Here is a 25,325-nt window from a genome sequence, read left to right as displayed (position 1 = left end):
GTCCTGGTGTCGTGTGTCTATCGCTTTTCGTTTTTTTCTCTGTTGACCTTTTGTGGACCCCTCGAAGAGATGCGGTCGTTGGACGCGGCCGCCCCCCCGTCCCCACACCACCCCCCCCCGCGCCGCCAGCGTGTCGGCCGCCGGCGCGCGCCGGGCCGCGGCCCAGGTCGGGTTCGGGAAATGGGCGTCGTCGAGGTAGCGCGGGATCACGTGCCAGTGCACGTGCGGCGTCATGTTGCCGAAGCTGGCCAGGTTGATTTTTCCCGGCCGCATCACTTCGCGCTGGGCCAATTCGACCTGCCACACCACCTCCATCACGCGGCTGCGCTCGGCCGCGCCCAGATCGCTCATTTCCTTCACGTGGCCGTGCCAGACGACGCGGCAAAAGCCGGGATAGCCGGCCTCGTCGACCAGCACGACGGCCACCCGCTCGTCGCGCCACACCAGCGCGTCCAGGCCGGCGCCGGCGTCGAAGCCGGCCAGCAGGACGCACAGGTCGCAGGGCTGGACGGTCACACCAGCACCCGCTCGATGCCGCCGTCGTTGGCGCGCTTGACGTAGTCGGGCATCCAGTTCTCGCCCAGCAAGTGCTTGGCGATCTCGACGACGATGTAGTCGGCCGTGGTGCCGGCCTCCTCGCCGTAGCGCGAGACGCCGCCCAGGCAGGCCGGGCAGCTGGTGAGGATCTTCACTTCGCCGGCGAAGCCGTCGGCGCGCAGCTTGTCGGCGCCCTTGATCATTTCCTCTTCCTTGCGGAAGCGCACCTGGGTCGAAATGTCGGGGCGCGACACCATCAGGGTGCCGGAATCGCCGCAGCAACGGTCGTTTTTCTCGATCTTGACGTTGTCGACGGTGCTGATCAGCGCGTTGATCGTCTTGCCCGATTCCTGCAGCTTCATCGGGTTGTGGCATGGCTCGTGGTACATATAGCGCGTGCCGTTGACGCCTTCGAGCTTGACCTTTTTCTCCAGCAGGTACTCGTGGATGTCCATGATGCGGCAGCCGGGGAAGATCTTGTCGAACTCATAGGTCGCCAGCTGGTCGTAGCAGGTACCGCAGGATACCAGCACCGTCTTGATGTCCAGATAGTTGAGGGTGTTGGCCATGCGGTGGAACAGCACGCGGTTGTCCGTCATCATCTTTTCGGCCTTGTCGTACTCGCCGTTGCCGCGCTGCGGATAGCCGCAGCACAGATAGCCCGGCGGCAGCACGGTTTGCACGCCCACTTCCCACAGCATGGCCTGGGTCGCCAAGCCCACTTGCGAGAACAGCCGCTCCGAACCGCAGCCCGGGAAGTAGAACACGGCTTCGGTGTCGGCCGTGGTGGTCTTCGGATTGCGGATGATCGGGATGACCTTGTCGTCCTCGATGTCGAGCAGCGCGCGCGCGGTTTTCTTCGGCAGGTTGCCCGGCATTTTCTTGTTGATGAAGTGAATCACCTGCTCGCGCACCTTCGGCTTGCCCAGGCTCGGCGGCGGCGCCTTGGTCTGTTTCTTGGCGAATTTCTTCAGCAAATCATTGCCCAGGCGCTGGGCCTTGTAGCCCCAACCGATCATCACCTGGCGCGAGGCGTTGATGGTGGTCGGGTCGGTCGCGTTGAGGAAGAACATCGTCGCGGCCAGGGCCGGCTTGAAGCTTTTCTTTTCCATTTTGCGCAATAGATTGCGCATGTTCATCGACACCTCGCCGAAGTCGATGTTGACCGGGCACGGCGTGACGCACTTGTGGCACACGGTGCAATGGTCGGCGACGTCCTCGAACTCTTCCCAGTGCTTGACCGAGATGCCGCGGCGGGTCTGCTCTTCGTACAGGAAGGCTTCGATCAGCGACGAGGTCGCCAGGATCTTGTCGCGCGGCGAGTACAGCAGGTTGGCGCGCGGCACGTGGGTCGAGCACACCGGTTTGCACTTGCCGCAGCGCAGGCAATCCTTGACGCTGTTGGCGATGGCGCCGATATCGCTTTGCTGCATGATCAGCGATTCGTGGCCCATCAGGCCGAACGACGGCGTGTAGGCGTTGCGCAAGTCCGCGCCCAGGCCGTCGAGGTTCAGCAGCTTGCCCTTGTTGAAGCGCCCTTCCGGATCGATGCGCTGCTTGTAGCTGCGGAATTCGCCGATCTCTTCCTCGGTCAGGAACTCCAGCTTGGTGATGCCGATGCCGTGCTCGCCCGAAATGACGCCGTCGAGCGAACGCGCCAGCACCATGATGCGGGCCACCGCCTGGTGGGCGTCCTGCAGCATTTCATAATTGTCGGAGTTGACCGGCAAGTTGGTGTGGACGTTGCCGTCGCCGGCGTGCATGTGCAGCGCGACGAACACGCGCGAGCGCAGCACGCGGGCGTGGATCGCCGTGGTTTCGTCGAGGATCAGCTTGAAGGCGGCGCCGTTGAAGATTTGCCGCAGTTGCGCGCGGATTTCCTGCTTCCAGGTGATGCGCACGGTGCGGTCCTGCACCACGTCGAACAGGGTGGCGTCCGGCTGCTGCGCCAGGCGCGCCTCGAACACCGGCAGCAGGCGCTCCAGGCCCAATTCGGCCAACTGGTCCTTGGCGCTGGCCAGCGGCAGGTCCAGCCCGGCCAGCACGTAGGTCCAGCGCGCCGTCACCTGGCGCAGCAGCGCCGTGGCCTGCTGCACGCGGTCGCCGAGCATTTCGGCGTCGTCGACGCGGTCGTCGGAGGCGTCGTCGCTCTTGCCCACCGGCAGGTTGCCGGCGCCGAAGAAGTCGCTCAGCGCGGTGGCCAGTTGCAGCTTGTTCTTGATCGACAGTTCGATGTTGATGCGCTCGATGCCGTCGGTGTATTCGCCCATGCGGTTGAGCGGAATCACCACGTCTTCGTTGATTTTGAAGGCGTTGGTGTGCTTGGCGATGGCCGCCGTGCGGGCGCGGTCGAGCCAGAACTTCTTGCGCGCCTCCGGGCTGACGGCGACGAAGCCCTCGCCGACGCGGGTGTTGGCGATGCGCACCACTTCCGAGGCGGCGATGGCCACCGCGTTCTCGTCGTCGCCGACGATGTCGCCGAACAGCGCCATCTTCGGCAGCACGCCGCGCTTCGACTTGGTGGCGTAGCCGACGGCGCGCAGGTAGCGCTCGTCCAGATGCTCCAGGCCGGCCAGGCGGATCGTCGTGAAACCGTCGCCGCGGGCCGGCAAGCCGTCCAGGTAGTCCTTGATTTCAACGATAGACGGAATCGCGTCGCGCGCCTGGCCGAAAAATTCCAGGCAGACCGTGCGGGCGTGCTTGGGCATCTTGTGCAAGATCCAGCGCGCCGACGTGATCAGGCCGTCGGTGCCCTCTTTCTGGATGCCCGGCAGGCCGGACAGGAATTTGTCGGTGACGTCCTTGCCCAGGCCTTCCTTGCGGAACTTGCGGCCGGCGATGTCCAGCAACTCGGTCTTGAACGGCGCCGCCTTGGCGGCGCCGCGGCTGGTCGGGTGGGTCCATTCGAGCTTGAACTTGGCCACCGGCGCGTCGTGGATCTTGCCCAGGTTGTGCTCCAGGCGCGTCACTTCGAGCCAGTCGCCGTTCGGGTCGACCATGCGCCACGAGGCCAGGTTGTCCAGCGCGGTCCCCCACAGCACGGCCTTCTTGCCGCCGGCGTTCATGGCGACGTTGCCGCCGATGCAGGAAGCCTCGGCCGAGGTCGGGTCGACGGCGAACACGAAGCCGGCCTTTTCGGCGGCGTCCGAGACGCGCTTGGTGACCACGCCGGCGCCCGACAGCAGCGTCGCGTATTCGCGCTCGACGCCGGGCAGCATGGTCATTTCGACCTCGCCCAGGGTGATCAGTTTTTCGGTGTTGATGACGGCCGACAGCGGCGTCAGCGGCACGGCGCCGCCGGTGTAGCCGGTTCCGCCGCCGCGCGGGATGATGGTCAGCCCCAGTTCGATGCAACCCTTGACCAGGCCGGCCATCTCGTCCTCGGTGTCGGGCGTGAGCACGACGAACGGGTATTCGACGCGCCAGTCGGTGGCGTCGGTAACGTGGGCAACGCGCTTCATGCCGTCGAAGCAGATGTTGTGCTTTTCGGTGTAGCGGCCCAGCACCTTGGTGGTGCGCTTGCGCAGGTCGTAGGTCTGGCGGAACTCGTCGCCGAAGTCGGCCACGGCCTTGCTGGCCGCCTTCAGCAGCGCCTCGACGCTGGCGCTGCGGCGTTGCGCCGCGGCGTCGTCCAGGTTCGCTTCGCTGGCCGCGTCCACCGTCAGGCGGCGCTTGTCGACCTCGGCCAGGCGGTGGTGCAAGGCGGCGATCAGTTCCTGGCGCCGTTTCGGGTTGTCCAGCAAGTCGTCCTGCAGGTAGGGATTGCGCCGCACCACCCAGATGTCGCCCAGCACCTCGTACAGCATGCGCGCCGACCGGCCGGTCTGGCGCGCGCCGCGCAGCTCGTCGAGCAGGCTCCAGGAGTGCTCCCCCAGCAGTCGGATGACGATCTCGCGATCGGAAAACGACGTGTAGTTATAGGGGATTTCGCGCAGCCGGGTGGCGGCGGGACCGTTTGGCGTTTCGGCCAGCAGTGCTTTGATGTGTGCGGGGGCGTTCATGGTATGTGTGGACTTGTGGACTGACCCTAAAGAGGCATTTTAGCGTATTGCGCCGCACCATGCCGGAACAGCCCTCGCCCCCCTACGGGTTAAGCGGGGCCGGCGGCGCCGCCCGAAACGCGGCGAACCGCGCATATCACCAAATCCATATGATGAAAATACGCCATTCTTGATAGATCCTGCCAACAAAAGGCTATTATTGCAAATAAACAATCCCGCCGGCCGCGGCGGCTTTAGCCCAGCAGTTGTCCGATCCGTTGCCAGACGCCGTCGGGCACGAACAACAGCAGGCTCGTCATGGTCAGGTAGCGCGCCAGCTTGCCCGCCGCCATGTAGGCGACGCTGGGCCAGAACGGCAGCTTGAGCCAGCCGGCCAGCGTGCACAGCGGGTCGCCGATGCCGGGCAACCAGGCCAGCAGCATGGTCTTGGCGCCGTAGCGCGCCAGCCAGCGGAACCAGCGCGTGTCGCGCTCCTTGGCGAAGGCCACCTTGGCGCGGTAGCCGAGCCAGTAGTCGACCATGCCGCCGAGGGTGTTGCCGACGGTGGCGGTCAGGATCACCGGCCAGAACAACGCGGGGTTGGCCTTGACGACGGCGAATACCGCCGGCTCCGAGCCCAGCGGCAGCAGCGTGGCCGAGATAAAACTGATGATGAAGACCGACGTCAGCCCCACTTCGGGCGCCGCCAACAGGTGCAGCAACCAGGCGATTGTAGATTCGATCATCGAACTCTTTGAGGTAGGCGAAAGGTGTCCATTATAATGAAGCGCAACACCCGCACAGTACAATCGAGAATCGCCGCACGCTGGCGCCAGGCCCACCGGCCGGCGGCCGCCGCGGCGCCCGCTTCGGCTACCCGCCGCGACCAGCACGTCTTTGCTCCACCGAACACGTTCCAGACCCTCTGGCCCAGAATCACTCTGTTTGCAGACTATGACTATCGACTATCTGAAGAAAATCCTGACCGCCCGCGTCTACGACGTCGCCATTGAAACCCCGCTGGAGTTCGCGCCGGCGCTGTCGCAGCGCCTGGAAAACCGGATTTACTTCAAGCGCGAGGACATGCAGAGCGTGTTCAGCTTCAAGGTGCGCGGCGCCTACAACAAGATGGCCCACCTGAGCGAGGCGCAACTCAAGCGCGGCGTCATCTGCGCCTCGGCCGGCAACCACGCCCAGGGCGTGGCGCTGTCGGCGGCCCGGCTCGGCTGCCGCGCGCTGGTGGTGATGCCGACCACCACGCCGCCGGTGAAGATCGACGCGGTCAAGGCGCGCGGCGGCGCCAACGTCGAGGTGGTGCTGTTTGGCGACTCCTACACCGACGCCTACAACCACGCGCTGACCTTGGAAAAAGAGCAGAAGCTGACCTTCGTGCACCCGTTCGACGATCCCGACGTGATCGCCGGCCAGGGCACCATCGGCATGGAAATCCTGCGCCAGCACGCCGGCCCGATCCACGCCATCTTCATCGCCATCGGCGGCGGCGGCCTGATCTCCGGCGTGGCCGCCTACGTCAAGCAGATCCGCCCCGACATCAAGATCATCGGCGTGCAGACGCTGGACTCGGACGCGATGGCGCGCAGCCTGAAGGCCGGCGAGCGCGTGACGCTGCCCGACGTCGGCCTGTTTTCCGACGGCACCGCAGTGCGCCTGGTCGGCGAGGAAACCTTCCGCCTGGCGCAGTTGTACGTCGACGAGGTCATCATCGTCGACACCGACGCCATCTGCGCCGCCATCAAGGACGTCTTCACCGACACCCGCAGCATCCTGGAGCCGGCCGGCGCGCTGGCCATCGCCGGCGCCAAGGCGTACATCGAGCGCGCCAGCCTGAGCAAGCATCCGGTCCAAAACGAAACGCTGGTGACGATCGCCTGCGGCGCCAACATGAATTTCGACCGCCTGCGTTTCGTTGCCGAACGCGCCGAGCTGGGCGAGTCGCGCGAGGCGGTGTTCGCCGTGACGATGCCTGAGCAGCGCGGCAGCTTCAAGCGCTTCTGCCAGTTGGTGGGCGCGCGCAACGTCACCGAGTTCAACTACCGCATCAGCGACGAGAGCCAGGCGCACGTGTTTGTCGGCGTGCAGATCGCCAACCGCAACGAATCGGGCGTGCTGGCGCGCAAGTTCGAGGAGCACGAGTTCAAGACGCTCGACTTGACCCACGACGAGCTGGCCAAGTCGCACATCCGCCACCTGGTCGGCGGCAAGAGCCGCCTGGCCCAGGACGAGCTGCTGTACCGCTTCGAGTTCCCGGAACGCCCGGGCGCGCTGATGCGCTTCCTCGACAGCATGGCGCCGAACTGGAATATTTCGCTGTGCCATTACCGCAACCAGGGCGGCGACGTCGGCCGCATCCTCATCGGCCTGCAGGTGCCGCAGGACGAAATGGGCGAGTTCGGCCAATTCCTGACCACCCTCGGCTACCGCTACTGGGACGAAAGCAGCAACCCCGTCTACAAGCTGTTCCTGGGATAATCCCACGACCAGAGGGCGGGCTGCACCCGCGCGCCGCCGGCATACGCAAAAAACCGGCGGCGCACAGCCGGGGTCGGACCTTCGAGGCCCGACCCCAGATTCACGCCGCTGCTTCGCCGCCAGCCGGCGGCACCTTACCTTCACATCACCATGACCAATTCCGCCGACCTCTCCCCGCTGGGCAAAAGCGCCGCCTACCGCAGCGACTACGCCCCCGAACTGCTGTTCCCGATTCCCCGCCAGGGCAAGCGCGACGAGCTGCAATTGCACGGCACCCTGCCCTTTTTCGGCGTCGACATCTGGAACGCCTACGAGCTGTCATGGCTCAACCTGCGCGGCAAGCCGCAGGTGGCGATCGCCCGCGTCACCGTGCCGGCCGACTCGCCCAATATCGTCGAGTCGAAGTCGTTCAAGCTCTACCTGAACTCCTTCAACCAGACCAAACTGGCCAGCGCCGACGCCCTGCAGGCGCTGCTGCAGCAAGACCTGTCGGGCGGCTTCGGCGCGCCGGTGCAGGTCGCGCTGACCTTGCAGGAACAGTTCGCCGGCTTGAAAATGGGCGAACTCGACGGCTTGCTACTGGACCGCCTCGACATCGACATCGACCAGTACACGCCGTCGTCGCTGCTGCTTAAGGCGGCGCTGGACGAGGCGCCGGTCGAGGAAAAACTGCTGTCGCATCTGCTCAAATCGAATTGCCTGGTCACCGGCCAGCCGGACTGGGGCAGCGTGCAAATCCATTACGCCGGGCCGCAGATCGACCAGGAAAGCCTGCTCAAGTACCTGATCGGTTTCCGCGAGCACAACGAGTTCCACGAGCAATGCGTCGAACGCATCTTCGTCGACATCCTGCGCCAGTGCGCGCCGCAAAAACTGGCCGTGTACGCTCGTTACACCCGCCGCGGCGGACTCGACATCAACCCATGGCGCAGCAACTTCAGCACCGGCCAGCGTCCGCCCAACCTGCGCAACGCCCGCCAGTAGCGGCCGAAACGGAGCGGCCGGCCAGCCCGGGGCGCAACGGGCGAATTCCGCTACGTGGGCTTGTTCAAACGCGTCAAGGGCGCGCGCACGATCGCCGCTTGACGCGGCGCAAACGCGCGCGCGTTCGCGCGCCGCGCGCCTTGACTGGCTGGTGCAATGCTCCTACCTTCCAGGCAAGCGGCGCCGACCGCGTTTTCATTTACAATGTAATAAGTTACTGGAAATCCGCCGGAGCCGGCCCCGGCGTTGAATAATCGGCGAAACAGTCATGTAGAATGGAAAAATCGGCAAGACAGCGTATTTTGCGCCAGAAATAGCGAAGCCACGGCCTGCCCGAGTGCGGACGCCGCGGCCGCCGGCCCCGGTTCGCCTTCAAGCGGACTGAGGCGGTTGTGGCGGCAACAGAATTCATGTTACACGGCGCAAAAACAAGCCTATAATTCTGCTCGCAAGCCCCTTTTGTGCACCGCACCATTTCACTTAGTGTTATGACTAACCTCAGCAAAATATTATCTCTCGAAAACGTCCTGCTCGACCTGGAAGTGTCCAGCAAGAAGCGCGCCTTTGAACAAGCCGGTCTGATTTTCGAGAACAATTGCGGCATCGCCCGCTCCACCGTGTCGGACAACCTGTTTGCCCGCGAGCGCCTCGGTTCCACCGGGCTGGGGCATGGCGTGGCCGTGCCGCACGGCCGCATCAAGGGCATGAAGACGCTCAAGGCGCCGCTGGCCGCATTCGTGCGCCTGGCCGAGCCGATTCCGTTCGAATCGCCCGACGGCAAGCCGGTGAACCTGCTGTTCTTCCTGCTGATTCCGGACCACGTTACCCAGCAGCATCTCGAAATCCTGTCGGAAATCGCCGAAATGTTTTCCGACGACGCCTTCCGCACCGCGCTGGCGACCGACCCGGACCCGAAATCGGTGCACGCGCGCATTATCAACTGGCAACCCAGTCTGCAGGCGGCGGGCTAAACTGCGCTACACTGCGCGTGACTATCCATTCCTGAGTGAGCCCGCGCATGCTGCAAACACCGCTGACGATCCAACGCCTGTACGACGACAACCGTGAAAGCCTGCAACTGGGCTGGTTCGCCGGCTTTCCCGGCGGCGAACGGCTCATTTCCGGCGACGTCGCCTCGGCCGCCGACCAGGTCGGCCATTTGAACCTGATCCACCCGGGCCGCATCCAGGTCTTCGGCCACCAGGAAATCAATTACTACCAGCGCTTGAAGTCCGGCTCGCGCAGCCACATCATTGGCGAGTTGATCGCCGGCGGGCCGCCGGCGCTGATCATCGCCCAGGGCCTGGAAACGCCGCCCGACATCCTCGCCATCTGCGATGAAAAAAACATTCCGCTGTTTTCCACCCCGCTGCCGGCGGCCCAGGTGATCGACTTCCTGCGCGTCTACCTGTCGAAGAAACTGGCGCAGCGCATTATCATGCACGGCGTCTTCATGGACGTGCTGGGCGTGGGCGTGCTGATCACCGGCGATTCCGGGCTCGGCAAAAGCGAGCTGGGCCTGGAATTGATTTCGCGCAGCCACGGCCTGGTGGCCGACGACGCCGTCGAATTCTCGCGCATCGCGCCGAACATGATCGAGGGCCGCTGCCCGCCGCTGCTGCAAAACCTGCTCGAGGTGCGCGGCCTGGGCCTGCTCGACATCAAGGCGATCTTCGGCGAAACGGCGGTGCGCCGCAAGATGCGCCTGAAGCTGATCGTCCACCTGGTGCGCCGCAGCGCGCTGGAGGAGGAAGTCGAGCGCCTGCCCTTCCTGTTCCCCACCGAGGACGTGCTGGGCCTGCCGGTGCGCAAGGTCGTCATTCCGGTGGCGGCCGGGCGCAACATCGCGGTGCTGCTGGAGGCGGCGGTGCGCAACACCATCTTGCAACTGCGCGGCATCGACACGCTGCAGGAATTCATGGAGCGCCAGCGCCAGGCGATGAGCGGCGACTAGCGCGGCCGGCCGGCGGCATGGCATCTGCCATCGGATGTACAGCAGCTTGCTTTCAGCGCCGTGTTTGATCTTATTGTATGATCAAGGCCTATGCATATAGTCCTCATCACTGGTATCTCCGGATCCGGCAAATCGGTCGCGCTGACCGTGCTCGAAGACGCCGGTTATTATTGCGTGGACAACTTGCCGCCAGCGCTGCTGAGCCAGCTCGTATCGACCTTGCTACAGGAAGGCACCGAGTCGCTGGCGGTCGCCGTCGACGCCCGCAGCGCCGCCTCGCTGGCCAGCCTGCCGCACGACGTCGGCCGGCTCAAGCAGGACGGCCACGACGTCAAAGTCATGTTCCTGACCGCCACCACGCACTCGCTGGTGGCGCGCTTTTCCGAAACCCGCCGCAGCCATCCACTGTCGCACGAACTGCGGCCCGGCCAGAACCCGGCGGCGCGGCGCACCCTGATCGAATGCATATCCGAAGAGCGCGAACGCCTGTCGACGATCGAACAATTGGGCCATGTGATCGACACGTCGGAATTGAGCGCCAACAAACTGCGCGGCTGGATCAAGGAAATCGTCGCCGTCGACCGCGCGCCGTTGACGCTGTTTTTCGAATCGTTCGCCTTCAAGCTGGGCGTGCCGCTGGACGCCGACTTCGTGTTCGACGTGCGCGCGCTGCCGAACCCGTATTACGACCTGGCGCTGCGCCCGCTGACCGGGCGCGACGCGCCGGTGATCGCCTTCCTCGACGCCCAGCCGGCGGCGGCCGAGCTGCTCGGCGACATCCGCGCCTTCCTCGCCAAATGGCTGCCCTCGTTCAAGACCGACAACCGCAGCTACCTGACGGTGGCGGTCGGCTGCACCGGCGGCCAGCACCGCTCGGTGTACATGGCCGAGCGCCTGGCGCAGCACTTCGGCCCGACCGAACAGGTGGTATTGCGCCACCGCGAACAACCGTAGCGGCGGAGCCGCCGGCCTACTCCAGCTCGCGCAGCGGATGCGCGTGCGCCGGCCACACCGGCGCGAAGAAGCCCGCCACCATCTGCGGCGTCACCTCGGCCAGCGTCGGCGGCGACCAGCGCGGCGCGTTGTCCTTGTCGATGACGAGCGCGCGCACGCCCTCGATGACCTCGCCGTGCGCGAAGTTGTGGCGCACCACGGTGCGCTCCATGCGCAGGCAATCGGCCACCCCCAGCGCGGCGCCGCGGCGCAGCAGCTCAAACGTCACCGACATCATCAACGGCGAGCGCTGCGCCATCGCCGCCAGCGTCTTTTGCGCGAAGGGCGAGGCGTCGCCCTCCAGCGACGCCACGATGCCGGCCACCGAGTCGGCGCCGAAATGCCGCGCCAGCGCGGCGGCCTCCTGGCGCAGCGCGCTGGCGCCCGCCTCGGCCTTGAACGGCGCCGCGAAGGCGGCGATCGCGGCGGGCAGCAACGCGCCCGGGGTGGCGGCGATCAGCGCCGTGAGTGCCGCCATCTGGGCCTGCGGCACGAAGTGGTCGGCCAGGCCGGCGTGCAGCGCGTCGGCCGCGCCTATCGTCAGCCCGGTCAAGCTCAGGTAGAGGCCCAGCCGGTCCGGCGCGCGCGACAGGAAATAGCTGCCGCCGACGTCGGGGAACAGGCCGATGTTCACCTCCGGCATGGCCATCTTGGTGCGCTCGCTTACCACCCGCACGCGGCTGGCCGGGCCGGCCTGGGCCACGCCCATGCCGCCGCCCATTACCACGCCGTCGAGCAGGGCTACGTAGGGCTTCGGATAAAAGTGGATCAGGTGGTTGAGCGCGTATTCCTCGCTGAAGAAGTCCTCCAGCAGGGCGCTGCCGGCCAGCGGCGTGGCGCGCCCGGCGTCGTAGAAAAAACGGATGTCGCCGCCGGCGCAGAAGGCCTTCTCGCTGCTGCTCTTGATGACCACGGCGTCGACGCCGGCGTCGTCGCGCCAGGCCAGCAGGGCCGCGGCGAGCTGGCGCACCATCGCCAGCGACAGCGAGTTCAGCGCCTTGGGGCGGTCGAGGACGATGCACGCGGTGCGGTGCTGGACGGAGGTGTGGACGAATTCGCTCATGGCAGGGTCGATGGCAGGTGGAGAGGAACGTATACTAGCGCACCGGCGGCGCGGGCGCGGGCGCAAAAAAGGGCGCGAGACGCGCCCTTAGTCGGGGTGGGAAGCGGGGGCCGGATTAGACGGCGGCGGCTTCGTAGGTGTCGGGCAGATGCTTGATCGCCTCGTGACCGTGCTCTTGCACTTTGGTTTTGTACTTCATGACCTGGCGGTCCAGTTTGTCGATCAGGGTGTCGATGGCGGCGTACAGGTCTTGCGACAGGCTTTCCACGTACACGGTCTTGCCGGACATGCGCAGGTTGATTTCGGCCTTTTGCCGTTTATCTTTTTCTTTCAGATTGTCTACGGTCAGAATGACAGCAATATCAATGACTTGATCGAAATGGCGTTGCACGCGCTCCAGTTTGGTTTGTACGTATTCACGGATGGCCGGTGTCACTTCGAGATGATGTCCGCTGATAGTGAGATTCATACACACTCCTAAAGATGATGTCGGGTTCGTGCCTTCGCCGGTCTTCTGGCGCGCAGAGGAACCAAAGTAAAACTACAACGATTTTCGCAGACTGACTGGCGGGATCTTCAGCGCTTCCCGGTATTTGGCAACAGTGCGTCGCGCAATCACCATGCCTTGTTCTCCCAGCATGTCCGCAATCTTACTGTCGGATAAAGGATTTTTCGGGTCTTCAGCTCCTGTCAATTGCACAATAAGCGCCCGTATCGCCGTCGATGATGCCTCTCCCCCCGCTTCGGTGGCGACATGGCTACCAAAGAAATATTTCAACTCAAACATGCCATGCGGGGTCAGCATATACTTCTGAGTTGTTACCCGAGAAATAGTACTCTCGTGTAAACCCAGTGTATCAGCTATTTCACGGAGCACAAGGGGTCTCATCGCCACCGCCCCGTGCGAGAAGAAATTTTTCTGCCTCTCAACAATGGCCTGGGCCACGCGCAGGATGGTGTCGAAGCGCTGGCGCATATTCTTGATCAGCCACTTGGCCTCCTGCAACTGGGCGCCCATCGCCCCCTCGCCCTTGCCCTGCTTGAGCAGGTTGGCGTACATGGCGTTGACGCGCAGGCGCGGCATGACCTCGTGGTTCAGGCTGACGTGCCAGCCGTTGCGCGCGCGCTTGACGACGACGTCCGGCACCACGTAGTCGGAGACGTCGGCGGCGAACACCGCGCCCGGGTGCGGGTTGCACTGGCGGATCACCGTCTGCGCCTCGCGCAAGTCCTCGTCGTCGCACAGCAGGGCCTTTTTCAACTTGTTGAAGTCGCGCTGGGCGAACCAGGTCAGGTGCCGCTCGACGATCAGCAGCGCCATGCGCCGCGTCACCATGGCGATCCGCGGCAGGCGTTTGATTTGCAGCGCCAGGCATTCGGAGGCGTTGCGCGCGCCGACGCCGGCCGGGTCGAAGCTTTGCAGCAGCGCCAGCGCGGTGCGCATCTCGTCGGCCCCGACGTCCAGCTCGGCCGGCAGGCGCGCCAGGATCTCGTCGAGCGGCTCCTCGAGGTAGCCGTTGTCGTCGAGCGCGTCGATGATCAACTCGACCAGCGCGCGGTCGCGCAGCGGCTGCACGGTGACGCGCATTTGCTCCATCAGGTGTTCGCGCAGCGTGCGCTGGCTCGCTTCGAGCTGCGGCCGGGAATCCTCGTCGTCGGGCGCCTTGCCGCGGCCGATCTCGCTCCAGTCGCTGTCGCCGTTGTCGGCGGCGGCGTGCTCGGCGCCGTCGTACGCGGGTTCGGCGTCGGCCGCCGGCGCGCTATCTTGCCCCGGCGCCGCCGCGCCGTCCTGTGGCGGCGCGCCGGTCGGGCTCAGCGCGCCGTCCGCCAGCAGCCGCAGCGAGCGGTCGAGCGGGTCGTCGAGGCGTTCCAGCAGGGGGTTCTCGCCCAGCAACTGCTCAAGCTCCTGGTGCAGCTCCAGCGTCGATAGCTGCAGCAGCCGGATCGACTGCTGCAGTTGCGGGGTCAGCGCCAGGTGCTGCGAGGTGCGCAGTTGCAGGGATTGTTTCATCGGATTTACATGCGGAAATGTTCACCCAGGTAGACCCGCCGCACCGATTCGTTGGCGATGATGTCGTCGGGCCGGCCCGAGGCCAGCACCGAGCCCTGGTTGATGATGTAGGCGCGGTCGCAGATGCCCAGCGTTTCGCGCACGTTGTGGTCGGTGATCAGCACGCCGATGCCGCGCTCCTTGAGGAAGCGCACGATGCGCTGGATTTCGATGACGGCGATCGGGTCGACCCCGGCGAAGGGTTCGTCGAGCAGCACGAAGCGCGGGTTGGTGGCCAGCGCGCGCGCGATCTCGACGCGGCGCCGCTCGCCGCCCGACAGCGACAGCGCCTGGTTCTCGCGCAGCTTCTCGATTTGCAGGTCGGCCAGCAGGGTGTCGAGCCTGGCCTCGATTTCGGCTTTTTTCAGCGCGCGCCCGTCGACGCTTTGGATTTCCAGCACCGCGCGGATGTTGTCCTCCACCGTCAGCTTGCGAAACACCGACGCCTCCTGCGGCAGGTAGGACAGGCCGAGCTGGGCGCGCCGGTGGATCGGCAGGCGCGAGATGTCGACGCCGCTGATGTCGATGCTGCCGGCGTCCGACGGCACCAGGCCGACGATCATGTAGAACGAGGTGGTCTTGCCGGCGCCGTTGGGGCCCAGCAGGCCGACCACCTCGCCGCACTCGACCTGCAGCGAGACGTCGTGCACCACCTGGCGCTTGCCGTAGCTTTTTTGCAGGCCGCGCACCACCAGCGTGCTGGCGCCGTGGATCGCTTCCATCACTTCTTCTCCTGCGCCGCGGCGGCGCTCTTGGTCGGCTGGATCACCATGCGCACGCTGCCGCCGCCCGGCTTGCTTTCGCCGCTGGCGGTGTTTTCCATGGCGAACAACTCCTTGCGGCTGTCGTAGGAAATGAACGGACCCTCGGCCTCGTCGGTCTTCTTGCTGCCCTCGAGGCGGGTCAGCTTGGCCTTCGAGAACAGCTTGACCATTTCGGTCTTGTCGTCGTATTCGACGCGCTCGGCCTCGCCCTCGACCCACAGGTCGCCCTCGCCGTCGCGCTTCTGGCGGAACGTCGCCAGCTTGCCCGGCGCGGCCCAGAAGGTGGCGAACTGGTAGCCCTGCGGGTCGACCAGGATCAGCGCGCGCCCGGCCTTCATCGTCAGCGTGCCCTTGACCAGCACGACGTTGCCGGTCAGCGTACGGGTTTGCTTGACCTCGTCGGCGACGCCCTGCTCGGCGGTGATCACGGTTTCCTTGGTGGAATCGGCTTTTTCGGCGCGGGCGGCGCCGGCAAAGGCGGCGCACAACAGCGCCAACAACACAATTTTCTTCATTTGCGTACTCCTGGGTAAAAGGGCGGCGGCCGCGTCAGCGCGGCGGCGGCGGAATGGTAATGCGCAACTGCTGCGCGACCTCGATCTGGCCGGTGGCGTTGTTGGCGCGCATGCCGACCCCGCTCATGCGGCTGGCGCCCTGCAACAGCACCACCGGCTGGTCGGTTTCCATGCGGTCGGCGTCGGGGAACACCGTCAACGCCTCGGTCTTCAAGTTCATGCTGGCCGCGCCCGGGCCGGCGGGCCGGTCGACCACGACGCTGCCGTTCAGCTGGACCCGGCTGCTGTCCTGGTCGATGCGCCCGCGCAGCGCGCGCGCGTCCATTGGCGGCGCCGTCGGCGACAGCTTGCGCAGGTACGGCCGCTCGATGTCGGACGAGTCGTCGAGCGGGCGGTGGGTCAGCTTGACGCCGGAGACGATGTAGGCCGGCTTGCCGTCCACGCCCATGCGCACGACGCTGAAATTGTCGACGAAATAATCGGGCTCGTTGCGCGGCTGCCCGACGACGCCGTCCTGGCCCTGCTGCTTGAGCACCTGCAGCAGCCAAAAGCTGCCGAGCGCAAAGACGACGCCGGCCAGCAGCGTCAGCGCGGTGCGCCAGCGCTGCGGGTGGGGCTGGCGCTTACGCATGACGGGCCGCCGTCGCGGTGGGGGAGCGGCGCGTCATACGAGGAACTGCGCTAGCACGCTGTCGTAGTTGCCCTGCGCGCGCAACAGCAGTTCGCAGACCTCGCGCACGGCGCCGCGGCCGCCGCCGGCCTGGGTCACGTGGTGGGCGCGGTTGCGCACGTCGTCGCGCCCGTTGGGTACGCTGACGGCGAAACCGACCCGCGCCAGGATCGGCAGGTCGACGACGTCGTCGCCGATGAAGCCGCACTGCTCGGCCGTCAGGCCGGTGCTGTCCAGCAGGGCGCGAAACGGCGTCAGCTTGTCGTGGCCGCCCTGGTGCACGTGCTCGATGCCCAGGTCGGCGGCGCGGCGCGCCACGATCGGCGAGCGGCGCGCGCTGATGATCGCCGTCTGTACGCCGGATTCCTGTAGCAGCTTGATGCCCAGGCCGTCGTGGACGTTGAAGGTTTTCATCGATTCGCCGTCCTCGCCGTAGTGCAGGCTGCCGTCGGTGAGCACGCCGTCGACGTCGAAAATCATCAGGCGCACCCGGGCCGCGCGGCGCAGCGTGTCTTCGGTCGTCATCAGATCACCTTCGCGCGGGTCAGGTCGTGGATGTGCAGCGCGCCGACCAGCTTGCCGTCGGCGTCGACCACCAGCATCTGGTTGATGCTGAAGCGCTCCATCACGGCGACCGCGTCGACGGCCAGCCGGTCCGGCCCGATGCGGTGCGGGTTGGCGTGCATCACGTCGCGGATCGCCACCTTGGTGAAGTCCTGCACCTTCTCGATCATGCGGCGCAGGTCGCCGTCGGTAAACACGCCCAGCGGGCGCTGTTCGGCGTCGACCACGGCCGTCATGCCCATGCCCTTTTGGGTGATTTCCAGCAGCGCCTCGGTCAGCGAGGCCGCCGCCGGCACCGCCGGCACGGCGGCGCCGCTGCGCATGACGTCGCGCACGTGGGTCAGCAGGCGCCGGCCCAGCGCGCCGCCCGGGTGCGAGCGGGCGAAATCCTCCTCCTTGAAGCCGCGCAGGTCCAGCAGCGCCACCGCCAGCGCGTCGCCCAGCGCCAGCGTGACGGTGGTGCTGGCGGTCGGCGCCAGGTTCAGCGGGCAGGCTTCCTTGGCCACCGAGACGTCGAGGTGGACGTCGGCCAGCCGCGCCAGGCTGGAGCCGGGGTTGCCGGTCATGGCGATCAGGATGCCGCCCATGCGCTTGACGATCGGCACGATCGCCATCAGCTCGGCGGTTTCGCCGGAGTTCGAGATGGCGATGAAGGCGTCCTGCGAGGTCACCATGCCGAGGTCGCCGTGGGCGGCCTCGGCCGGGTGCACGAACATCGCCGGCGTGCCGGTCGAGGCCAGCGTGGCGGCGATCTTGCGCCCGACGTGGCCGGACTTGCCGATGCCGGAGACGACCACCCGCCCGCCGCAGTTCAGCAGCAGCGCGACGGCGCGCCCGACGCTGTCGTCGGTGGCCAGGCGCGCGTGCAGCGCGGTGATGGCGTCCGCCTCGATTTGCAGGGTCTCGCGCGCCAGTTGCAGCGCCCGCCGCGCGGTGTTTGCATCAAAAGCTTTCAGCATTGTTTTTTCATGGGTTACACTCATGCCCAAAGTATAAACGAATTAGGAAAGCAAAAAACTTGCCAGTCGCAACAAACAACGAAATCCATCCACGCGCCATGCCGATTCCATGTTTTCCTCGCTTGAACTGACCCTGCTGTTGCTCGGCAGCGCCGTGCTCGGCGTGGTCGCCTTCCGCATGATGCACCTGCCGCCGATGCTCGGCTACCTGGCCGTGGGCATCGTCATCGGCCCGCACGCGCTGGGCCTGGCCGCCGAGAGCCACGCCACCACCGCGCTGGCGGAATTCGGCGTGGTGTTCCTGATGTTTTCGATCGGCCTGGAGTTTTCCCTGCCCAAGTTCATGGCGATGCGGCGCATCGTCTTCGGCCTCGGCATGGCCCAGGTGGTGACGACGATCGCCGCCACCATGCTGCTCGGCTGGCTGGTCGCCGGGCAATTGCCGCGATACATACACCTGAGCTGGCAAGTCTCGTTCGCCCTCGGCGGCGCGCTGGCGATGTCGTCGACGGCGATCGTGTCAAAAATGCTGACAGAGCGGCTCGAACTGGAAAGCGAGCACGGCCGCAAGATCATCGGCATCCTGCTGTTCCAGGACTTGGCCGTGGTGCCGCTGCTGATCCTCATCCCTTCGCTGGCGAAGAACCCCGACAACCTGCTGGCCACGCTGGGCTGGGCCAGCGCCAAGGCGGTGGTGGTGCTGCTGCTGCTGCTGGTGATCGGCCAGAAGCTGGTGCGCGGCTGGTTCGCCATCGTCGTCAAGCGGCGCTCGCAGGAATTGTTCATGCTAAACCTGCTCTTGATCACGCTGGGGGCGGCCTGGATCACCGAGCGCGCCGGCCTGTCGCTGGCCCTGGGCGCCTTCGTCGCCGGCATGCTGATCTCCGAAACCGAGTACAAGCACCAGGTCGAGGAAGACATCAAGCCCTTTCGCGACGTGCTGCTGGGGCTGTTTTTCATTACCGTCGGCATGCTGCTCAACGTCCGCCTGGTGCTGGAGAACTGGTGGTTGGTGCTGTTGCTGCTATGCGGCCCGGTGCTGCTCAAGTTCGCCCTGATCGCCGGGCTGGCCAAGCTGTTCGGCTCCTCCGACGGCGTGTCGATGCGCACCGGCCTGGCGCTGGCGCAGGCCGGCGAGTTCGGCTTCGTGATGCTCAACCTGGCCGGCGGCGTCGAGTTGATGGACCCCTTCCTGATCCAACTGGTGCTGGCCTCGATGGTGCTGTCGATGCTGGTGGCGCCGTTGATCATCGCCAAGTCGGACCAGATCGTCATGAAGATGTCGAGCAACGAATGGATGATGCAATCGCTGGCGCTGACGCGCATCGCCACGCGCACCATGTCGACCCAGAAGCACGTGATCATCGCCGGCTTCGGGCGCAGCGGGCAAAGCCTGGCGACCCTGCTGGCCGAGGAAAAGATCGACTACCACGCGCTCGACCTCGACCCGGAGCGGGTGCAGGAGGCGCAAAGCGCCGGCGCCAGCGTCTCGTACGGCGACGCGGCGCGGCGCGAAAGCCTGGTCGCGGCCGGCATTTACCGCGCCAGCGCGGTCGTCATCACCTACGCCAGCACGCCGTCGGCGCTGCGGGTGCTGCACCTGGTGCACGAGCTGGCGCCGACGCTGCCGGTGATCGTGCGCAGCCACGACGACACCGATCTCGACCTGCTGAAGGCGGCCGGCGCCGCCGAGGTGGTGCCGGAATTGATGGAGGGCAGCCTGATGCTGGCCTCGCACGCGTTGATCATGCTGGGGGTGCCGCTGCGGCGCGTGGTGCACCGGGTGCAGGCGGCGCGCGAGGCGCGCTACGCCTCGCTGCGCGGCTATTTCCACGGCGCCAGCGACGTCGGCGACGACGCCGACCTGGTGCGCCTGCATTCGGTTACGCTGGGCCAGGGCGCCGGCGGCGTCGGCCGGGCGCTGGGCCAGGTCGACCTGGCCGGCTGCGGCGCCGAGGTGGCGTCTATCCGCCGCGGCAAGGCGCGCCTGGAGGCCGACGCGGCGACGGTGCTGGAGGCGGGCGACGTGGTGGTGCTGCGCGGCGGCGCCGAAGCCGTCCTGCGCGCCGAGAGCCTGCTGCTGCGCTAACATCGCCGAAGCATTGCTGTCGGTCGGGCTAGCCGGAACGGCGTAACCCGACAAGCGCCGCCGCGGACCGTGTCGGATTACGCCGCGCTAAGCCGACCTACGACACGTTAAGTGAACGGCATTGAGGTTTGAGCCCGGCTCTTTGCCCCGGCTTGCTTCCAGCGCGGCCGGCCCGCGCAATCCCCCACCCTAACGGAAGCTGACCACCTGGTTGCGGCCGCGCTGCTTGGCCTGGTACAGCGCGCTGTCGGCGTGCGCCACCAGTTGCTGCGCCACCGCCTCGATCGAGATGTCGTGGTCGTCGCCGGCCAGGCTGGCGACGCCGATCGAGACGCTGGCGCCGACCTCGACCCCGGCCGCCAGCGCGAACTGGGCGTTGGCGATGCTGGCGCGGATGCGCTCGGCCACCGCCACCGCGCTGTCGAGTTCGGCGTCAATCAACAACACCACGAATTCCTCGCCGCCGAAGCGGGCCAGCGCGTCGGAGCGGCGCAGCTCGTGCTTGATGCGTTCGGCCACTTCGCGCAGCACCTCGTCGCCGCCCTGGTGGCCGACGCTGTCGTTGACGCGCTTGAAGTGGTCGATGTCGATGTACATCAGGGAAATGCAGTAGCGCTGGCGCCGCGCCCGCGCGATCTCCTCGGGCAGGCGGCGGTCCAGGTAGCGCCGGTTGTAGACGCCGGTGAGCGAGTCGGTCAGCCCGATGTACTTGAGCATCTCGTTGCTGATGACGTTTTCCAGGCAGATCGCGATGATCGACGCCATGTGCTCGATGAAGTCGGTGCCCAGGCTGGCCGTGAAGCGCGCGGCGTCGGCGCTGGCCAGGTTCAGGCTGCCGATCAGGCGCCGGTTGCGCAGCAGCGGCACCAGCGCCACGCTGCGCAGCGGCTGCGGCGGCGCCGGGAACAGCGCGCCGTGGGCGCCGCCGGCGTACGGTCCCAGCAGCGGCTTGGGCGACGCCGCCTGCGCCGCGCCGCCCGGCCCGAAGCCCAGCGCGGCCTCGCCGTCGACGAAGATCAGTTGCGGGAAATCGGCGAAGTCGACGCCCAGCTTTTCCATCACGTGCAAGATGTCGCCGCCCTCGTCGAGCAGGCTCAGGGTCACGCCGTCGAGTTCCGAGATCGCCGGCAAGGTGCGGAAGATGGTCCCGATCAATTCGGGAAAGGTGGCGGCGCCGACGATTTCCAAGTCGAAGGCTTGGTGCCGGCACATGATCGCGTGGTTCTGCTCGGCTTGCTGCAGCAAAGCGGCCATGCGCTCGCGCAACTTCTGGTTTTCCTCTGCCAGGCCAGCCGGCGGCGTCGTTGCCGTCACATCGTACGTCATATCCAAACCCTTATCCAAAGCGTCCCAAGCGGCGCGCGCGGCTGACGCCGCCCGCGGCGCGCCGGCCAGTTAGAACATTACGCCAAGTTGGCCGGCTTGGATATGGCAAAACGTATAAATACGGCATGAGTGCGAATCAAAATGACAACTCGACGCCGATTTCCTGTCCGACACGGATGCGTTCGTCGCCACCGTCGACGACGATGGCGTTCATGCCGAAGCAAATCGCGCCGTCCAGCTCGGGCTTGGCGCGGTAGCCTTGCAGGATCTCCAACGGGTCGGGGCCGGGCACGCCGCTGGCCTGGTCGTTGGCCGGAATGGCGCAGCGCGAACAGGGTTTGACCGGCTTCAGCGCGGTGGCGCCGAACTGGAAGGTGTCGACGTAATCCTCCTCGAAGGCGGCGAGCTTGGCCAGCACCAGGTTCGGCCGGAAGCGGTTCATCGGGATCGCGGCGCGTCCGGCCGCCAGCAGTTTGTCGTTGAGGTCGTCGAGCGAGGCGGCGCCGGCCAGCAGCACCGGGTAGCCGTCCGAGAACAGCGTCGGGGCAGCGACGGCGCCGGTCCACTTGCTGCTGGCCAGTCGTTGCGCGTGCGGGTGGAAGCGCACCAGCCGGCACGGCACGCCGACCGCGTTGGAAAACCAGGCGGCGGTGACGGCGTCGCAATCGTAGGCCGTGAGGCGGTCGTCCCATACCTGCACCTGCAAGGTCGGCGCCAGTTGCGGGTCGGGCAGGCCGAGTTCGATTTCCAGGCGCAGCATGCCGGGCGCGCGCAGCTCCAGCGTGCCGGCCTTCAGGCGCGGCGTGATCAGCGCCATGCGCGGATGCTCGCGCTGGCTCAGGAAGTGGCCGGCGGCGTCGACGACCATCCATTCGCGGTCGTAGATCTGGTCCGTCATCAGGCCGGCGCGCGTCAGCGTGGCCTCGCGCAGGCTGATGCCGGCGCAGGATTTGATCGGATAAAGGGTGATGTCGGAGAGGATAGCCATGGCGCCGGGGCGGCGGGCCGGGCCGCCGCGAAGTTGTTCGGGCGCCCAGTATGGCAGCAAACAGGCGCCGGCGCGCCTCGACCAGCGGCGCCTTCATCTGCGCGGTGGCGCTGTCGGCGCCGCTGCCGACGATGGCGCCGCCGGTGGCCAGGATGACGACCTTGGGCAGCTTCGCCGGCGCGGCCGCGCCCCCGTCGGAGAGCTTGTTCTTTTAATTTCACATAGCCGGGCGGGCCGCGATGGCGCGGCGAAAAATATAAAAAATGAAATATTTCGCGGCCGAATTATGGTTCATTGCCACTCCCGACGGTAGTCATGTTCGTATAACTGCAAGTTACTTTCCGGCGATTCAGGCCAACCGCAACTGGCGTCGAACTGCGCCACCTGGGCGAACAGCCAGTTGCGGAAGGCGCCCACCTCCGGGCGCAGCATCGCCTGCGGCGTGCAGACGAAGTAGTAGGCGTACGGGCACTTGACGGCGGTGTCGAACAGGCGCACCAGCTCGCCGCTGGCGATTTCCTGCATGACGATGACGTGGCGCGCCAGCGCGATGCCGTCGCCGTTGGCGGCGGCGCGGATCAGCATGGCCAGGTCGTGGAAGACGATACCGCCGCTGGGCTCGGCGACGTCGGTGCCGGCCGCGCGCAACCACGGCAGCCAGGGCTCGTCGTCGCCGCGCAGCAGGTGGTATTGGCCCAGTTCGTGCGGCGTGGCCGGCAGCTTGCCGCCGTTGAAACGCGGGCTGACGGCCGGATAGTAATAGTCCGACATCAGTTTTTCCACTGTCAGGCCGGGGTAGTTGCCGGCGCCGAAGCGGATGCCGACGTCGACCGCCTGGCGCTCCAGGTCGACCAGTTGGCCGCTCGACTGCAGCACCACTTCAACGTCCGGATACAGGTCGATGAAGTTGCCCAGCCGCGGAGCCAGCCAGCGCGCCGCGAACGAGGGCATGGCCGTGATGGTCAGGCGCTTCTGCCCGGCCGTCGCCTTCAAGGCCTCGGCCGCGACGGCGATCTCCATCAACGACTTGCGCACCACGGCGGCGAAGCGCTGGCCCTCGGCCGTCACCGCCAGGCGCTTGCCCTTGCGTACGAACAGCGCCACGCCGAGTTCCTCCTCAAGGCCGCGCACCTGGTGGCTGACGGCGCCGTGGGTGACGTGGATTTCCTCGGCGGCGCGGGAAAAATTCTCGTGGCGGGCGGCCGCCTCGAAGGCGCGCAGCGCGGCGAGGTTGGGCAGGCGACGCAGATCGGCCATGGCGGTATGTGAAAATAAGTAGCAAAGGGAGGGGAAATATATCATTTTGCTGCGGCGCACACAAGACACAATATCGACTTGTCCGGCGCAAAAACCTGGAAGCCGGCCAAGCGGTGTCTGGCGTTGTCAGCAGCGCCAGAAGCGTGCGCGTTGCCGGCGGCTTGGCCCGGATCACGGGCGCCAGCCGATTGACGTCCGCGGCGCGCCATTCCCGCCCCCCCAAGCGGGCGCGATAGCCTAGCGAGGCGGACTAATCGACGGTGGCCGTGACACTGCCGATCAATTTGCAGCCGCAGCTTGTGGTGCTGCCATCCACCGCCACCGCCTTGCCGTCGACGCTGTAGCTGGCGTGGCCGTCGAGAATCGGATTGACGCCGTGCGGCCGGCCGCCGGGATAGCGCTGCGGGCAATCGACCAGATCGCCAACGCGCGCAATCGCCCTGCCGGCGATCGAGTGGTTGGGCGAGCCGCCGATTACCTTGCCGCCGTGATCGGTGTCGTCGCCTACGGTAATAATATGCAGTGACATGGAATACTTTCGGTGGCGGTGGAGGAACGCGGCGTCACGCGTATTCCTGCGCCGGTTGAGGTTGCTGGAGCATGACGTTGAGCTGCCTGTCGTCGCCCTGGTACATCAGGCGATAACAAAAATACCGGCGAGGTTCGGCGATGCCATGGGCCGTTCCCATGAAGAAACCGTCGCCGAATTTTGAAATAAAGCCGGCGTAGGAGTCATGCACATACTGGTCGAAAAACAAGCCGATGTCCGACGCAACGGTCATGGCTTTGGCGCGCCTAAGGATCTCGCCAGCCTTGCCGTGAAACTTTTTTTCCTTAAAATCGTCTTCCGTGGGATTGCGCAGCATGCCCGTCATGCCATCGATAACTTTCATCTGCTCGGCGAGCATGTCCTGTCCTTGCTTGTAAAACGAGTGAAGGTCATCCGTGGTCTGCGCATACTGAACGCTGGGCAGGGATTGAAAACCGTTCTTCTGCAAGGTCACGGCCACCCGCCATGCCACGTACAGGGTCATGTGTTCGCGGAAAGCCAGCTCCACGCTTACACCGGACGCCACACCGCAGCCGGCGAAATAGTGTTGCACCGCCGCCGGGATTTCGGGGGCGCAGGCGAATTCATTCCCCAACTCAAGGTCCCTCCCTTTTTTCGATTGGAAATCGAGCCAAGGGTCGCCATCGGTACCGTGCGCCTCGCGCGCCTTGCGCGCGGCGGCGAGCATCAGATTCAGCGGCAGTTGCGACAATTTGTATTTGTCCCCACCGTCCCTTGTCGCCGTCAATTTTGCCGGGGCACGCGGGTCGGACGCCTGCAGAACAACGCCCTTGCCTTGGGAGCCGGGCTCATAGCCGCCACCCACATCGCTGTGGCTACCGAGGGCGAGCTGCTCGCAGCAGTTCGAAGGAACGACACCGTCCACGCACACGCTGTCCAAGGGGAAATTGTTGCGGAATTCATGAAGGGCGACATAATGGACGCAACTTTTAACGGCGGGATGGATGCGCAAATTCTGGGTCGTCGCCCACGATTTGTGGCCGGTTACGCTGAGACCGACAGAGGCAACCGTGTCGAACAAGCCGAGAAAGCGCACATAGGCGGGGACGCCGCAAAGCTTGCCATCCTTTAATAGCGACTCATACAACCAAGTGCAAAACACGCGCGCCTCCGCGGCACCACGTGAAAAGCCAAACACGTCCAAATAAACCCCAGAAACATTGGGCGTTGTTTCCTTGCGCGCCAATTGCATTCCAAGTTTTCCGGCGTGCTTCGCCAAAAAAGCGTGCCGCAGCGTCGCATTGCCGACCAGTCCGCTAGGCAGATCCAGCGCCGTCAATAGCTTGTCCTCTTCTGTCAATGCCGCGGGCGGCCATTGATCGGGATTCGTTTGCGCAACAGTGCGATCGCCCGCAAGCGCCTTGACGCATTTGCCGTCAAACATCCGCCTGTTATTATTGACGAACGCGTGCAACGAATTCAACACCTGCAACAGCCCATACACGATGCGCGCCTCGCCGCCCGCGCCCCATGGACTCAATCCACCCAAGTTAAGGATTTTCCAACCTTTTAACATGGTTTTTGGGCCATGTGCTTGTGCGGCTTCGGCCTGGCTTTGCGTGTTTTGGATA

General features: G+C 65.7%; 22 protein-coding genes and 1 pseudogene. 7 read left to right on the top strand and 16 right to left on the bottom strand.

The annotated features are described in order from the left end of the window. Positions 1 to 117: 117 nt before the first annotated feature. From ACFDR9_RS19115 to ACFDR9_RS19105, 3 genes and pseudogenes are all read right to left on the bottom strand, one after another. A pseudogene (locus tag ACFDR9_RS19115) lies at positions 118 to 516 on the bottom strand (HIT family protein); the annotation flags it as partial. After that, positions 513 to 4,538, bottom strand: coding sequence for a DUF3683 domain-containing protein (locus ACFDR9_RS19110; RefSeq protein WP_409032029.1), 4,026 nt, complete (start codon positions 4,536 to 4,538; stop codon positions 513 to 515). The gene ACFDR9_RS19110 and the pseudogene ACFDR9_RS19115, both read right to left, overlap by 4 nt. Before the next feature lie 233 nt (positions 4,539 to 4,771). After that, on the bottom strand, positions 4,772 to 5,263 hold the full coding sequence (locus ACFDR9_RS19105; RefSeq protein ID WP_017877778.1) for a YqaA family protein: 492 nt from the start codon (positions 5,261 to 5,263) through the stop codon (positions 4,772 to 4,774). Between the two features lie 208 nt (positions 5,264 to 5,471). On the opposite strand from ACFDR9_RS19105, the gene ilvA reads away from it, so the two are divergent. The 5 genes from ilvA to rapZ all read left to right on the top strand — a co-directional run bounded on the left by ilvA (position 5,472) and on the right by rapZ (position 10,899). After that, positions 5,472 to 7,007, top strand: a complete 1,536-nt coding sequence (ilvA, locus tag ACFDR9_RS19100) for a threonine ammonia-lyase, biosynthetic (RefSeq protein ID WP_409032028.1) — start codon at positions 5,472 to 5,474, stop codon at positions 7,005 to 7,007. Positions 7,008 to 7,157: 150 nt separating this feature from the next. Beyond that, the gene (gene queF, locus ACFDR9_RS19095; RefSeq protein WP_409032027.1) at positions 7,158 to 7,991 is read left to right on the top strand and encodes an NADPH-dependent 7-cyano-7-deazaguanine reductase QueF; all 834 of its coding nucleotides are present in this window, start codon (positions 7,158 to 7,160) and stop codon (positions 7,989 to 7,991) included. Positions 7,992 to 8,479: 488 nt separating this feature from the next. Beyond that, positions 8,480 to 8,962 (top strand): PTS sugar transporter subunit IIA, encoded by a 483-nt coding sequence (locus ACFDR9_RS19090; protein ID WP_017877781.1) that lies wholly within the window; start codon positions 8,480 to 8,482, stop codon positions 8,960 to 8,962. 47 nt (positions 8,963 to 9,009) lie between these two features. Beyond that, on the top strand, positions 9,010 to 9,945 hold the full coding sequence (hprK, locus tag ACFDR9_RS19085; RefSeq protein ID WP_017877782.1) for an HPr(Ser) kinase/phosphatase: 936 nt from the start codon (positions 9,010 to 9,012) through the stop codon (positions 9,943 to 9,945). A 90-nt stretch (positions 9,946 to 10,035) separates the two neighbouring features. Next, the gene (gene rapZ / locus ACFDR9_RS19080) at positions 10,036 to 10,899 is read left to right on the top strand and encodes an RNase adapter RapZ (protein WP_409032026.1); all 864 of its coding nucleotides are present in this window, start codon (positions 10,036 to 10,038) and stop codon (positions 10,897 to 10,899) included. Positions 10,900 to 10,915: 16 nt separating this feature from the next. Here rapZ and ACFDR9_RS19075 read toward each other — a convergent pair whose 3' ends face one another. The 8 genes from ACFDR9_RS19075 to ACFDR9_RS19040 all read right to left on the bottom strand — a co-directional run bounded on the left by ACFDR9_RS19075 (position 10,916) and on the right by ACFDR9_RS19040 (position 17,547). Continuing rightward, positions 10,916 to 12,001, bottom strand: coding sequence for an enoyl-CoA hydratase/isomerase family protein (locus ACFDR9_RS19075; protein ID WP_409032025.1), 1,086 nt, complete (start codon positions 11,999 to 12,001; stop codon positions 10,916 to 10,918). 115 nt (positions 12,002 to 12,116) lie between these two features. Further along, positions 12,117 to 12,470: a ribosome hibernation-promoting factor, HPF/YfiA family gene (hpf, locus tag ACFDR9_RS19070; protein WP_026133122.1), complete on the bottom strand. Its 354-nt coding sequence runs from the start codon at positions 12,468 to 12,470 to the stop codon at positions 12,117 to 12,119. A 72-nt stretch (positions 12,471 to 12,542) separates the two neighbouring features. Next, on the bottom strand, positions 12,543 to 14,012 hold the full coding sequence (locus ACFDR9_RS19065) for an RNA polymerase factor sigma-54 (RefSeq protein WP_409032024.1): 1,470 nt from the start codon (positions 14,010 to 14,012) through the stop codon (positions 12,543 to 12,545). 5 nt (positions 14,013 to 14,017) lie between these two features. Further along, positions 14,018 to 14,773, bottom strand: a complete 756-nt coding sequence (gene lptB, locus ACFDR9_RS19060) for an LPS export ABC transporter ATP-binding protein (RefSeq protein ID WP_017877787.1) — start codon at positions 14,771 to 14,773, stop codon at positions 14,018 to 14,020. After that, positions 14,773 to 15,330, bottom strand: a complete 558-nt coding sequence (gene lptA, locus ACFDR9_RS19055) for a lipopolysaccharide transport periplasmic protein LptA (RefSeq protein WP_017877788.1) — start codon at positions 15,328 to 15,330, stop codon at positions 14,773 to 14,775. The genes lptB and lptA overlap by 1 nt, the downstream gene beginning before the upstream one ends. Before the next feature lie 34 nt (positions 15,331 to 15,364). Beyond that, on the bottom strand, positions 15,365 to 15,961 hold the full coding sequence (gene lptC, locus ACFDR9_RS19050) for an LPS export ABC transporter periplasmic protein LptC (RefSeq protein WP_409032023.1): 597 nt from the start codon (positions 15,959 to 15,961) through the stop codon (positions 15,365 to 15,367). Positions 15,962 to 15,994: 33 nt separating this feature from the next. Continuing rightward, on the bottom strand, positions 15,995 to 16,525 hold the full coding sequence (locus ACFDR9_RS19045; RefSeq protein WP_409032022.1) for a KdsC family phosphatase: 531 nt from the start codon (positions 16,523 to 16,525) through the stop codon (positions 15,995 to 15,997). Then, positions 16,525 to 17,547, bottom strand: a complete 1,023-nt coding sequence (locus ACFDR9_RS19040; RefSeq protein WP_409032021.1) for an SIS domain-containing protein — start codon at positions 17,545 to 17,547, stop codon at positions 16,525 to 16,527. Before ACFDR9_RS19040 ends, ACFDR9_RS19045 begins: the two co-directional genes overlap by 1 nt. 85 nt (positions 17,548 to 17,632) lie before the next feature. Here ACFDR9_RS19040 and ACFDR9_RS19035 point away from each other — a divergent pair, with 85 nt between their 5' ends. Next, positions 17,633 to 19,612, top strand: coding sequence for a monovalent cation:proton antiporter family protein (locus ACFDR9_RS19035; protein WP_017877792.1), 1,980 nt, complete (start codon positions 17,633 to 17,635; stop codon positions 19,610 to 19,612). Positions 19,613 to 19,801: 189 nt separating this feature from the next. Here ACFDR9_RS19035 and ACFDR9_RS19030 read toward each other — a convergent pair whose 3' ends face one another. Together ACFDR9_RS19030 and ACFDR9_RS19025 are read right to left on the bottom strand one after the other, a co-directional pair. After that, a complete protein-coding gene (locus ACFDR9_RS19030) occupies positions 19,802 to 20,938 on the bottom strand; it encodes a diguanylate cyclase (RefSeq protein WP_017877793.1) in 1,137 nt (378 codons plus the stop codon). Between the two features lie 136 nt (positions 20,939 to 21,074). Continuing rightward, entirely contained in the window at positions 21,075 to 21,926 is an 852-nt protein-coding gene (locus tag ACFDR9_RS19025) for an MOSC domain-containing protein (RefSeq protein WP_409032020.1), read from the bottom strand. Positions 21,927 to 21,976: 50 nt separating this feature from the next. Here ACFDR9_RS19025 and ACFDR9_RS19020 point away from each other — a divergent pair, with 50 nt between their 5' ends. Then, complete coding sequence (locus ACFDR9_RS19020) at positions 21,977 to 22,141, top strand: hypothetical protein (protein ID WP_409032019.1); 165 nt, start codon at positions 21,977 to 21,979, stop codon at positions 22,139 to 22,141. A 76-nt stretch (positions 22,142 to 22,217) separates the two neighbouring features. On the opposite strand, the gene gcvA is transcribed toward ACFDR9_RS19020, so the two are convergent. From gcvA to ACFDR9_RS19005, 3 genes are all read right to left on the bottom strand, one after another. After that, on the bottom strand, positions 22,218 to 23,183 hold the full coding sequence (gene gcvA, locus ACFDR9_RS19015; protein ID WP_409032018.1) for a transcriptional regulator GcvA: 966 nt from the start codon (positions 23,181 to 23,183) through the stop codon (positions 22,218 to 22,220). A 250-nt stretch (positions 23,184 to 23,433) separates the two neighbouring features. After that, positions 23,434 to 23,712, bottom strand: a complete 279-nt coding sequence (locus ACFDR9_RS19010) for a PAAR domain-containing protein (protein WP_409032017.1) — start codon at positions 23,710 to 23,712, stop codon at positions 23,434 to 23,436. 34 nt (positions 23,713 to 23,746) lie between these two features. Continuing rightward, positions 23,747 to 25,325: T6SS phospholipase effector Tle1-like catalytic domain-containing protein (locus ACFDR9_RS19005; protein ID WP_409032016.1), on the bottom strand; the 1,579-nt coding region annotated here is incomplete at its 5' end.

Origin of the sequence: Janthinobacterium sp. CG_23.3, from assembly GCF_046115965.1 — a bacterium.
In the GTDB taxonomy this organism is placed as follows: Bacteria; Pseudomonadota; Gammaproteobacteria; order Burkholderiales; family Burkholderiaceae_D; genus Janthinobacterium.
Note: the sequence above shows the minus strand (reverse complement) of the source record. Positions and strands in the feature narration are given on the sequence as shown.

Excerpts from the sequence above, each read along its gene's own strand:
- ACFDR9_RS19110 (WP_409032029.1), bottom strand. The coding sequence starts at position 4,538 with ATGAACGCCCCCGCACACATCAAAGCACTGCTGGCCGAAACGCCAAAC.
- ACFDR9_RS19105 (WP_017877778.1), bottom strand. The coding sequence starts at position 5,263 with ATGATCGAATCTACAATCGCCTGGTTGCTGCACCTGTTGGCGGCGCCC.
- ilvA (WP_409032028.1), top strand. The coding sequence starts at position 5,472 with ATGACTATCGACTATCTGAAGAAAATCCTGACCGCCCGCGTCTACGAC.
- queF (WP_409032027.1), top strand. The coding sequence starts at position 7,158 with ATGACCAATTCCGCCGACCTCTCCCCGCTGGGCAAAAGCGCCGCCTAC.
- ACFDR9_RS19090 (WP_017877781.1), top strand. The coding sequence starts at position 8,480 with ATGACTAACCTCAGCAAAATATTATCTCTCGAAAACGTCCTGCTCGAC.
- hprK (WP_017877782.1), top strand. The coding sequence starts at position 9,010 with ATGCTGCAAACACCGCTGACGATCCAACGCCTGTACGACGACAACCGT.
- rapZ (WP_409032026.1), top strand. The coding sequence starts at position 10,036 with ATGCATATAGTCCTCATCACTGGTATCTCCGGATCCGGCAAATCGGTC.
- ACFDR9_RS19075 (WP_409032025.1), bottom strand. The coding sequence starts at position 12,001 with ATGAGCGAATTCGTCCACACCTCCGTCCAGCACCGCACCGCGTGCATC.
- hpf (WP_026133122.1), bottom strand. The coding sequence starts at position 12,470 with ATGAATCTCACTATCAGCGGACATCATCTCGAAGTGACACCGGCCATC.
- ACFDR9_RS19065 (WP_409032024.1), bottom strand. The coding sequence starts at position 14,012 with ATGAAACAATCCCTGCAACTGCGCACCTCGCAGCACCTGGCGCTGACC.
- lptB (WP_017877787.1), bottom strand. The coding sequence starts at position 14,773 with ATGGAAGCGATCCACGGCGCCAGCACGCTGGTGGTGCGCGGCCTGCAA.
- lptA (WP_017877788.1), bottom strand. The coding sequence starts at position 15,330 with ATGAAGAAAATTGTGTTGTTGGCGCTGTTGTGCGCCGCCTTTGCCGGC.
- lptC (WP_409032023.1), bottom strand. The coding sequence starts at position 15,961 with ATGCGTAAGCGCCAGCCCCACCCGCAGCGCTGGCGCACCGCGCTGACG.
- ACFDR9_RS19045 (WP_409032022.1), bottom strand. The coding sequence starts at position 16,525 with ATGACGACCGAAGACACGCTGCGCCGCGCGGCCCGGGTGCGCCTGATG.
- ACFDR9_RS19040 (WP_409032021.1), bottom strand. The coding sequence starts at position 17,547 with ATGAGTGTAACCCATGAAAAAACAATGCTGAAAGCTTTTGATGCAAAC.
- ACFDR9_RS19035 (WP_017877792.1), top strand. The coding sequence starts at position 17,633 with ATGTTTTCCTCGCTTGAACTGACCCTGCTGTTGCTCGGCAGCGCCGTG.
- ACFDR9_RS19030 (WP_017877793.1), bottom strand. The coding sequence starts at position 20,938 with ATGACGTACGATGTGACGGCAACGACGCCGCCGGCTGGCCTGGCAGAG.
- ACFDR9_RS19025 (WP_409032020.1), bottom strand. The coding sequence starts at position 21,926 with ATGGCTATCCTCTCCGACATCACCCTTTATCCGATCAAATCCTGCGCC.
- ACFDR9_RS19020 (WP_409032019.1), top strand. The coding sequence starts at position 21,977 with ATGGCAGCAAACAGGCGCCGGCGCGCCTCGACCAGCGGCGCCTTCATC.
- gcvA (WP_409032018.1), bottom strand. The coding sequence starts at position 23,183 with ATGGCCGATCTGCGTCGCCTGCCCAACCTCGCCGCGCTGCGCGCCTTC.
- ACFDR9_RS19010 (WP_409032017.1), bottom strand. The coding sequence starts at position 23,712 with ATGTCACTGCATATTATTACCGTAGGCGACGACACCGATCACGGCGGC.